7 protein-coding genes are annotated in these 9,372 nt (G+C 71.6%); 3 read left to right on the top strand and 4 right to left on the bottom strand.

Translation table 11 applies throughout. The annotated features are described in order from the left end of the window. From ACFXDJ_RS31830 to ACFXDJ_RS31845, 4 genes are all read right to left on the bottom strand, one after another. A partial coding sequence (locus ACFXDJ_RS31830; RefSeq protein WP_384851064.1) for a hypothetical protein occupies positions 1-554 on the bottom strand: 554 nt, incomplete at its 3' end. A gap of 26 nt (positions 555-580) precedes the next feature. Beyond that, positions 581-1,744: an agmatine deiminase family protein gene (locus tag ACFXDJ_RS31835; RefSeq protein WP_384661966.1), complete on the bottom strand. Its 1,164-nt coding sequence runs from the start codon at positions 1,742-1,744 to the stop codon at positions 581-583. Positions 1,745-1,932: 188 nt separating this feature from the next. Then, complete coding sequence (locus ACFXDJ_RS31840; protein WP_384661963.1) at positions 1,933-3,351, bottom strand: ammonium transporter; 1,419 nt, start codon at positions 3,349-3,351, stop codon at positions 1,933-1,935. After that, positions 3,348-4,724 (bottom strand): ammonium transporter, encoded by a 1,377-nt coding sequence (locus ACFXDJ_RS31845; protein ID WP_384661960.1) that lies wholly within the window; start codon positions 4,722-4,724, stop codon positions 3,348-3,350. The genes ACFXDJ_RS31840 and ACFXDJ_RS31845 overlap by 4 nt, the downstream gene beginning before the upstream one ends. A 492-nt stretch (positions 4,725-5,216) precedes the next feature. Between ACFXDJ_RS31845 and ACFXDJ_RS31850 the strand changes: the two genes are divergently transcribed. From ACFXDJ_RS31850 to ACFXDJ_RS31860, 3 genes are all read left to right on the top strand, one after another. Beyond that, positions 5,217-6,710 carry an FUSC family protein gene (locus tag ACFXDJ_RS31850; RefSeq protein WP_384661972.1) on the top strand — a complete coding sequence of 498 codons (1,494 nt, stop codon included), beginning with the start codon at positions 5,217-5,219 and terminating at the stop codon, positions 6,708-6,710. A 213-nt stretch (positions 6,711-6,923) separates the two neighbouring features. Beyond that, on the top strand, positions 6,924-8,072 hold the full coding sequence (locus ACFXDJ_RS31855) for a nitric oxide synthase oxygenase (RefSeq protein WP_384661958.1): 1,149 nt from the start codon (positions 6,924-6,926) through the stop codon (positions 8,070-8,072). Between the two features lie 83 nt (positions 8,073-8,155). Beyond that, positions 8,156-9,259, top strand: coding sequence for a lactonase family protein (locus tag ACFXDJ_RS31860; RefSeq protein WP_384851066.1), 1,104 nt, complete (start codon positions 8,156-8,158; stop codon positions 9,257-9,259). The last annotated feature ends 113 nt before the right edge of the window (positions 9,260-9,372 follow it).

Raw genomic sequence — 9,372 nt, forward strand, 5'->3', positions numbered from 1 at the left:
GGCCGCGGGGCGGGGCGCGGGCCCGGGGCCGGGGGGGCGCCCCGGGGGGGGGGGGGGGCGCCGCCGGGGCGCCCCCCCCCCCCCCCCCCGCGCGCCCCCCCCCCCCCCCCGGCCAGACCGGGCAGGACCCCGCACACGATGCCGGAGACGAGCACGATCATGACCTCGTACTCCAGCACCGGCGTCGTCTCCCCGGCCGAGATCACCCCGGTGACGGCCACGGGGACCGCCAGGCAGACGGCCGGCAGCGCGATCCGGCTGCGGATGCCGGACCAGCGCAGCCCGGCCGTGTACGAGACCACGGCCAGGGCTCCGCTCAGCGCCGGCTCGGCCGCCACCAGTGCGGCGGCGCACGCCACCGCGACCGCGGGCAGCCGGCGCCGGATCAGCACCGCCACCACCGCGCAGCCGGCCGCGGCGAGCTGACCCGCCGGGCCGAACAGCGCGTCGCCGAGTCCCCAGCTGTCGTCCCACTCGGAGAAGAGCAGGACGGCCAGACCCGTCACGGAGATCAGGGCGAGATCGGCGATCCACTGGAAGAGACGGTGCGACATCCTCCTTCCCCTCGTCCGTCCCGTTCTCAGACGGTCGCGGGCACGGCGGGCTGGGACTGGGTGGCGCAGTGGATGCCGCCGCCTCCGGAGGCGATGTTGTCGATGTTGAGCTGGACGATGTCGCGGCCGGGGTACTTGGCCTGCAGGATCGCGTAGGCCACGCCGTCGGCGAAGGCGTCGCCGAACTGGGGAACGAGGACGGCCCCGTTCACGGTGTAGTAGTTGGTGTAGCTGGAGAGGAAGTCCTTGCCCCTGCCGCGGATCCGGCGGCGGTTGGGGCCGGGGAGCTCGGTGATGGCCAGCGGGCGGCCCTGGGCGTCGGTGGCGCTCTGCAGGATCTGCCGGGTCTCGTCGTAGACGGCGACCCACTTGCTGTCGGCATCGGGGCCGGGCTTGTCCAGAATGACCTGGCCGGGAGAGGTGAAGCGGGCCAGGCAGTCGATGTGGCAGTCCGTGATGTCCTGGCCCGCCAGGCCGGGGACCCAGATGACCTTGTCGATCCCGAGCGCCGACTTCAGCGACTCCTCGACCTGCGCCTGCGTCTTGCCCGGGTTCCGGTTGTCGTTGACGAGCGAGCTGACGGTGGCCAGCAGGGTGCCCTGACCGTCGGTCTCCAGGGAACCGCCCTCGCCCACGAACGGGGCCTGGACGCGGTTGACGCCGTACTGGGTGAGAAGCGTCGCGGCGGCCGCGGCGTCGTTCGCGAAGGGCTGGTAGTACGAAGTGCCGGTCTTGCCCCAGCCGTTGAAGTTCGTGTCCACACCGGCGATGGCGCCGGGGCCCACGAGGAACGTCGGGCCGAAGTCACGTATCCACAGGTCGTCGTTGGCGATCTCGACGACGTCGATGGGGTGAACGGCGCCGCTTCCACAGGCGTACCTGGCATCGGCGGCCAGTTCGGGGCGGGCGAGCATCACGACGGGCTCGAAGCGCGAGATCGCGTACGCGACATCGGCGATGTCCCGGCGCACCCCCGCGAGCCGGCCGGCCCAGATCGAGGACAGCGCCGGCCAGGCCATAAAGGTACGGGTGTGCGCGCCGCTCTCATCGGGCATCCGCAGCACGGCCGCGGAGGCGGTGTCCGCCGCGTGGGCGGCGGGTGCGGAAAGGAGCGAGCCTGCCGCCATCAGGGGCAGAGCCGCCGCACCGGCCTGGAGCAAGGTTCGACGGGACGGAACGGGCTGGGCCATGGGGCTCCCTTGTGAGGGTGGGGAACGGCGATGTGCCCGCATCCTCTCCTTAACTGAAAATTCAGTCAATCCTTTGGACTGAGGGATTCCCCTTCCGCTTGGCCTTCGCTTCGCCGGTGCCACGCGCAACGGAGCCCCACCCTCCATGGGCGGGGCTCCGTTGATCGACGGGCCGTACGGCCGGCGGTTCAGTCCTTGCGGTGCTCGCACTGCCGGGGCTGTCCGGTCTGCTCGGGACGGTCGGGACGGTCGGCCAGCGTGCGGCGGACCTGATCCAGGAGGGCGCTCGCGTTCGTCTCCGCGCCGGACCGGCCGGTGGGTTCGTCGGCGCCGCGGAGGGCGTCGACGATCTCCTTGAACTGGTCGTCCCAGTCGTTCTGGTAGACCTGCTCGTGCTCCTCGGCGCCGCCCGGCTGGCGCAGACCGAGGGTGAGGTCGACGACCTTGCCGATGAGCGCCGTCATCCCGAACGAGAAGAGGCCGAGCACCAGTACGGCCACCAGCTGCTTGCCCAGCAGGTCCCAGCCGCCCCCGTAGAACACGCCCTTCTTGCCGGTCATCTCACCGGTCGCCGCGAGGCCGACCATCAGCATGCCGAACAGGCCTCCCCAGCCGTGGATGCCGACCACGTCCAGGGTGTCGTCCACGCCGAAGCGGTACTTCCAGCTGATCGCGAACGCGCAGGTCAAACCGGCCAGGAAGCCGATGATCGCGGCCCACGCCATGCTGACGCCGCCGGCCAGCGGGGTCGTCGCGACCATGCCGGTGACCGCACCCATGGACATGTCGAGCAGCCCGACCTTGCGGGTGCGCAGGTAGATGGTCACCGCCCAGCCGGCCATGGCGGCGCCGGCCGCCAGCTGGGTGTTCATCACGCCCATCGCCGCCGCGCCCGGGGTGCCCAGCGACGAGCCGGTGTTGAAGCCGAACCAGCCGAACCAGAGCAGGGCGAGGCCGATCACGACCAGGGGAAGATTGTGCGGACGGATCTTCGTGCGTTCGAAGTCCTGCCGCTTGCCCGCCACGAGCGCCAGGGCGAGTCCGGCCGCACCGGAGCTCAGTTCGACGACCGTGCCGCCGGAGAAGTCGACCGCCCCGACCTGCTTGGCGACCCAGCCGTCGGGCGAGAACACCCAGTGCGCCATCGGAATGTAGACGAGCAGGGTCCAGGCGCCGACGAAGGCCATCCAGCCCTTCATCGTCGCCCGCCCGGCGACCGAACCGCTGATCAGGGCGACGGTCACGATGGCGAACGACATGTGGAAGACCGAGAAGATCACGGTGGGGACGCCGTCGGTCGTGCTGTCCATGCCGACACCGGTCATGAACAGATGGTCCAGTCCGCCGATCAGCCCCCGCCCTCCGGCGTCCGGGCCGAACGCGAGGGTGTAGCCGACCGAGAACCAGATGATGGTCACGACCACCAGGCACAGGAAACACATCTTGAGCATCGCGATGACCTGGCTGGTCTTCACCATGCCGCCGTAGAAGAACGCCACCCCCGGCGCCATCAGCAGCACCATGGCGGAGGCCATCATCAGCCAGGCGGAGTTGCCCGAATCCAGAGTGCCGGCAGCCAGAGCGCCAGAAGCCAGAGCGGGAGTCATTTCTCGTTCTCCCGTCGCTCCAGCACCTCGCGCAGTTCGGCGAGGAGCCGATGGTCGGCAGCGGCGGAGTCCGCCTCCTGCCGGTCGGCGCCCACCGCCACCGGGACCCGGGCCTGGATCAGGCGCGAGCGGATCTCGGCGATGGTCTCGTCGTCGTAGGCCTGCTCCTCCTCCTGGCCGGGGACGTGCTCGTACTCCTCGTCGGCGCGGAAGCCGATGGTCTTCTCGATCACCTTGGCGATCAGCCAGGTCGCGCAGAAGGAGAACAGGGCGCAGGCGAGGACCGCGACGGCCTGCCGCCAGAGCAGGTCGCCGCCGCCCCCGTAGAACAGGCCCTTCTTGCCGCTCATCTGGCTGGTGGCGAACAGGCCGATGGCGAGCGTGCCCACGATGCCGCCGAAGCCGTGCACCCCGACCACGTCCAGGGTGTCGTCGTAGCGCAGCTTGTACTTGAAGTTGATCGCGAAGGCGCAGACCACACCGGCCATGAAGCCGACCGCCAGCGCTCCGGCCGGGGAGATCTCGCCGCAGGACGGGGTGATCGCCACCATGCCCGCCACGGCCGCGCCGGCGACGCCCAGCATCTCGACGTGTCCGAGCTTCCACTTCTCGATCAGCGGCCAGCCCACCATCGCGCCCGCGGCGGCGAGCTGGGTGTTGAAGAAGGCCATCGGGGCGGTGCCGCCGGTCTGCAGGGCCGAGCCGGCGTTGAAGCCGAACCAGCCGAACCACAGCAGGGCGAGGCCGATCACGACCAGCGGCAGGTTGTGCGGGCGAATGGCCTCCCGCTCGAAGTCCTTGCGCTTGCGCACCACGATCGCCACGGCGAGGCCGGCCGCGCCGGAGTTGATCTCGACCGGGAGGCCGCCGGCGAAGTCCAGTGCTCCCAGGTGTGCGATGACCCATCCGTCCGGGGCGAACACCCAGTGCGCCATCGGCACGTACACCAGCAGCGTCCAGGCGACCACGAACCAGAGCCAGCCGCGCATGGTGGCGCGTCCCGCTATGGATCCGCTGATCAGTGCCACGGTGATGATGGCGAATGCCATCTGGAAGGCGGAGAAGATCACGGTGGGGATGCCGGTGGAGCCCCAGAGGCTCGTCATTCCCACGTCGTGCATCATCCAGTGCGCCGGCGAGCCGATCAGGCCCAGGCCGCCGACGTCCTTGCCGAAGGCCAGGCTGTAGCCGATGGCCAACCACAGCAGGGTGACGAGGGCCAGGCAGACGAAGCTCATCTTGAGCATCACCAGCACGTGTTTGGTCTTGACCATGCCGCCGTAGAAGAAGGCGAGGCCGGGGGTCATCAGCAGGACCATGGCGGTGCTCGCCATCAGCCATGCGGTGTTGCCCGTATCGAGCGTGGTAGGCATCCGGGTCTCTCTGGGTCGGGGGCGCCGTGGGTGGGCGGCGGCGGGGGACCGCGCCCGTGGGGCTGGGGAGGGACGACGACGTGGACAGCCGACCCGAACAGCGACTTCCATAATCCGGAATATTCATTCCGCATTGAGGGAACCTAGGGTCGCGACAGGCTCTCGTCAACGGGTTGTTGAAGGCCTTGGGCGTTTCTTTAAGCGGGCAGTGGCGTGTCCCCGTGTCGGCCCGTTGGCCCCCTGTGGCCGAAGATCGCGGCTCTTTGCTGTACCAATGGCCCAGTCCGACCGGGCTCGGTTGAGCCATTGCCCCTCAGGGTGGTTATCTGTGTCGTATCCATGTACTTACGGCGCCGCGCGGCGCCGGCGCGGCAACGAGGCCGCTCCGGAGCGCGGCGCCTTCGCCGTGCCCGTATGCCGCCCACCACCCCCGGGCGCAGACCGGCCCGGCGGGTTCCATCGCAAGGGGGGCGGCACACCGCCGTGAAGAGGATGTTCGTGGCTCCGGATCCGGGGCGTGCAAGGCTCAGGAACTCGTTGCGGGCCGTCATCGGCGTCGCGCTCGCCGTGGCGGTGGCCGAACTGTGCGGGCTCTCGCTCGTCGCGTCGATCACCGGGGGACTGGCGGCGCTGCTCGCGCTCTTCACGGTGCTCGACTCGACCGTGCGCGCCCAGCGGGTGACCACCGCCCTGCTGCCGGTCGCCGGCTTCCCGGTCCTGACACTGGCCACCACCCTGCACGGGTTCCCGCCCGCCCGCGACGCGGCCTTCCTCGCGGTGGTCTTCGCCGGGGTCTACGCCCGCCGCTTCGGCCCGCGCGGACACGCCCTGGGGATCTTCGGATTCATGATGTTCTTCGTCACCCAGTTCCTGCACGCGCGGCCCGCCCAGCTCCCCGAGCTGTACGCGGCCGTCGGGCTGGCGCTGCTGTCCGCCGGGGCCGTCCGCTTCCTGTTCTGGCCCATCGAGCGGCGCACCCCGCCCCCGGCCGCGCCGCCCGGACTGCCCGGCACGGGGCTGGCCCGGCCCACCACCCGGCAGGCCTTCCAGGCCACCGCAGCCTGCGCGTTCGCGCTCGGCATCGGCCAGGTGCTCTCCGAAGACCGCTGGTACTGGGCCGTCGGCACCGCCTGGTGGATCTTCGTCAACACCGCCTCGCGCGGCGAGACCCTGGTCCGGGGCTTCCGCCGGGTCCTCGGCACGGTCGTCGGCATCGCCGCCGGACTGCTGATCGCGGTACCGCTGCACGGAGCCCCCGTACCCACGGCCGCGCTGGTATGCGTATGCGTCTTCGGGATCTTCTACACGGCCGCCCCGTCGTACTCCTGGATGATGTTCTTCGTCACCGTCATGGCGGGACTGCTCTACGGGCTCCTCGGCGTGCTCCACCCCGGCCTGCTGCTCCTGCGCTTCGAGGAGACCGCCGTCGGCGCCCTCGGCGCCGCGCTCGCCGTCGTCCTCGTCCTGCCCGTCACCACGCACGCCGCCAACGACGCCTGGATCCAGCGCGCCCTGCACTGCGTACGGGCCTCCACCGCGGCCTCCCTCGACCGGCTCGCCGGGGACCCCGATGCCGACCCGGCCCCGCACGCCGCCGAGCTCGAACTCCTGCTGGCCCGGGTACGGATGGCGCTCGCGCCCCTCGTCCACCCGCTGAGCCCGCTGCGCGCCCGCAAGGCACGGGCCCGCCAGGTCCTCGGGCTGCTCGACGACTGCGCCCGCGAGGTGCGCGGACTGGTGGCCGTCGCCGCCGACCCGCAGGCCTCGCACGACGCCCGGCTCGCCGCCGCCTGCTGGCGCGTGGAGGCGGCCGTGGAGACGCTGACCGCCCCGCGCGGGGCCTCGGAACCGGCCGTTGCGTCCGTACCGCGCCCGCACGCGGCCGAGCCGGCCCTGGCCCATCTGCACGGCCTGGAGCACGCGCTGGTCGCGCTCCACGTACCGCTGCGCACCCACCCCCGGGCCCCGCTGGTCATCAGCGCCTGATCAAACGGAATTTCCGCGGATGGTACGCCGCGCCATGTCCGACCCGCAGGCCGATGGATGAAGATCACACGGAGGAGTGTTCCGGGCGCGCCTCCCACGCGCCGCTGACCTGCGGCGTGTACAACGGGTGATTGTTCATTGCACATTCATCCGGCATGGCCGAATCGGTGCCGTGCGGGGTGGATCTGGCCGGACAGGGGGTAACCGCCCGGAATGGAAATACTTCAACAGCGCTCCACCACCGCTCAGGTGTGGGAAGCGGCCGAGGAGTTCATCCGTCTGTTCCACAGGGAGAATCCGGACGCCGGTGATCCGCGGGCGCGGCTCGCCGCCGTGCGGGCCGAGCTCGCCGGGACGGGCACGTACCGGCACACTCCCGAGGAGCTCGTACACGGTGCCCGGGTGGCCTGGCGCAACAGCAACCGCTGCATAGGCAGGCTGTACTGGAACTCGCTGCGCGTCCGCGACCGCCGCGGACTCACCGACGCCGACGAGATCGCCGACGAGTGCTTCGAGCACCTGCGCGAGGCGACCAACGGCGGCCGGGTCCGGCCCACCATCACCGTCTTCGCCCCCGACGCCCCGGACCGCCCCGGCCCGTTGATCTGGAGCGAGCAGCTGATCCGGTACGCCGGCTACGGGGACCACCACTCCATAACCGTCGGAGACGCCCGCAACGCCCCGCTCACCAGCGCGCTGCTCGCGCTCGGCTGGTCCCGCGGCGCCGGCACCCCCTTCGACCTCCTCCCGCTCGTGGTCCAGGGCGTCGACGACAAGCCCCGCTGGTTCGACGTCCCCGCGGACGCCGTGCTGGAGGTGCCCATCGAGCACCCCGACGGGGCGGAGGGCGGCGACGGCTGGACGGACTGGGGCCTGCGCTGGCACGCGGTACCCGCCATTTCCAACATGTGCCTGGAGGTCGGCGGCATCCACTATCCGGCGGCGCCCTTCAACGGCTGGTACATGGGCACGGAGATCGGCGCCCGCAACCTTGCCGACACCGACCGCTACAACCTCCTGCCCGCCGTCGCCCGCCGCATGGGACTCGACACCGCCAGCGACCGCTCGCTCTGGAAGGACCGGGCCCTGGTCGAGCTCAACCGGGCGGTGCTGCACTCCTTCGACCGGGCCAAGGTCACCATCGCCGACCACCACACGGAGTCCCGGCGCTTCCTGGCCCACATGGAGAAGGAGGAGCGCAAGGGGCGGGACGTGGGCGCGGACTGGTCCTGGATCGTGCCGCCGATCTCCGGTTCGGCGACCCCCGTCTTCCACCGGACGTACGAGGACCGGCCGAGCGCTACCGCGTACGTCCACCATCACGGCGCGCAGGAACGGGCCCAGGGGCGGGACTTGGTCTAGACCCTTCTGTTAACGTCGCTCCCAGGGGGCACCTCCCAGCGGTAGCTGGGGGAGGATCCGAAAGCAGCCGAGAGGGGTCTCCCATGGGCGACGCGGACAGTGGTGTGGGCGGTACGGGCGGTACGGACGGTACGGTCCACGGCGGCGGACTCAGGGCCTGGATCGGCTCGTTCACCTCGGGGGGCGGCCGCGGCATCACCACCGCGACCGTGGATCCGGGCACCGGGGCACTGACCGCGCTCTCGGCGACCAAGGCCGTCGCGGACCCCTCGTACCTCGCCCACGACCGCCGCACCGGCGTGCTCTACGCGGTGAGCGAGACCGAGCGCGGTGCGGTGGGCGCCTTCCGGCCCACCGCCGAGGGGTTGGCCGCCCTCGGCGCCGCGGTCCGCGTCGGCGGCTCCGGCCCCACCCACCTCAGCGTGGCCGGGCGCCGGCTCCTCACGGCCAACTACACCTCCGGCAGCGTCAGCAGCCTCCCGCTCGCCGCCGACGGCGCGATCGGCGCCGACGGGCCCGCGTCCGTGCTCGCGCACCACGGCTCCGGTCCCGACGCGGGCCGTCAGGAAGGCCCGCACGCCCACCAGGTGCTGCCCGATCCCGGCGGCCGCTGGGTGCTCAGCGTCGACCTCGGCACCGACTCGGTACGGGTCTGCGTGCTCGACCCGGCCACCGGGGCCCTGCGGGTCCACGCCGAGACCGTGCTGCGCGCCGGGACCGGCCCGCGGCACCTCGCCTTCCACCCCTCGGGCGAGGTGGTCTACGTACTGCACGAGCTGGATCCGCAGCTGACCGTCTGCCGCTGGAACGCCGAGTCGGGCGAACTGGAACCGGTCGCGGAGGTTCCGGTGGCCCCCAAGGGCGCTCCAGGGGCTCCGGAGGCCTATCCCTCGGCGATCGTTGCCTCGCCCGACGGCCGTTTCGTGTGGGCGGCCGTTCGCGGCGCCGACACCATCGCCACCTTCTCGCTCGCCGCCGGGGCCGAGAAGCCGCAGCTCACGGGCGCGGTGCCGTGCGGGGGGACATGGCCGCGCGACCTCGCCGCCGACCCTTCGGGGCGCAGGCTGTACGCGGCCAACGAGCGCTCCGGGGACGTCACCTGGTTCGACGTGGACCCGCTGACCGGCCAGCCGCGCCGGGCCGGCTCGCTGGCCGTGCCCGCCGCCACCTGCGTGGTCTTCGGCTGAGGGCCTCGGCTGCGGCCGTTCCGCTCATGCCGTACGTACGAGAGCCCGTGCCCCCGGAACCCGGGGCCCCGGGGCTCGTACGTGGGTGGCTTTTAAAAAAATACGAGCCCCCG

Origin of the sequence: Streptomyces sp. NPDC059443 (assembly GCF_042750105.1) — a bacterium.
Lineage (GTDB): Bacteria > Actinomycetota > Actinomycetes > Streptomycetales > Streptomycetaceae > Streptomyces.